We start from the raw sequence: 635 nt of genomic DNA, 5'->3' as shown, positions 1-635 counted from the left end.
AGCTGATGAGCAGACTCAAAATAATATTACTTCTCTTGGTGATAATTTAAATAATCTAGTTCGCGGTGCTGGTAAATTTGCTGACCCTGAGCAAAATACTGGTCATTATGGTGATGGTGATTCAGAGTTTGATTTGGCAACTGCTCAAGCTAAAACTCAATTAAATATTGATAAAGATTCTCATGGCGGTGCTTGGGAATCATTTTTAAATGAAGGCGCTCTAAGGCCGTCTATTCCTACTTGTCATGGCTGTAGTAATTTTGTTATGTTTTCTGGTTCTGTTTATCAAATTGAGATAGGTTGCGATAAATTAGGCGATATAAAATCAATGCTTTCTTGGGTTATGTATTGTCTTACATTGTGGTATGTATTCACTTCTATTACATCTTTACTAAGGAAGGGTGAGCAATAATGCCAGCTTTATTAGGTATCCCGGCTTTATTCCGGTTTTTAATAGGTCTTGTTCCTCTTTTTATTGGCTATGTTGCAAGTTTCATAGCTCGTCTTGCTACTAGAACTGGATTATTAGCGACTGCTCTTGTTGGCGCAATTATGGTTGTTCTTTTGCTTGGCTTGCAATGGCTTGGTTCTGTTGTTTACGGTGCCATGCCTCAGGACTTCTCTAATTTAATGTC

1 protein-coding gene and 1 pseudogene are annotated in these 635 nt (G+C 37.6%); both read left to right on the top strand.

What is annotated here, in order from left to right:
• A pseudogene (locus CG67_RS18305) lies at nucleotides 1-412 on the top strand (attachment protein); the annotation flags it as partial.
• A partial coding sequence (locus CG67_RS07230; RefSeq protein WP_025902286.1) for a hypothetical protein occupies nucleotides 412-635 on the top strand: 224 nt, incomplete at its 3' end. The pseudogene CG67_RS18305 and the gene CG67_RS07230, both read left to right, overlap by 1 nt.

Origin of the sequence: Tatumella sp. UCD-D_suzukii (assembly GCF_000611875.2) — a bacterium.
In the GTDB taxonomy this organism is placed as follows: Bacteria; Pseudomonadota; Gammaproteobacteria; order Enterobacterales; family Enterobacteriaceae; genus Tatumella; species Tatumella ptyseos.
The sequence above is the reverse complement of the archived record's forward strand: the minus strand, read 5'-3'. Positions and strand labels throughout refer to the sequence as shown.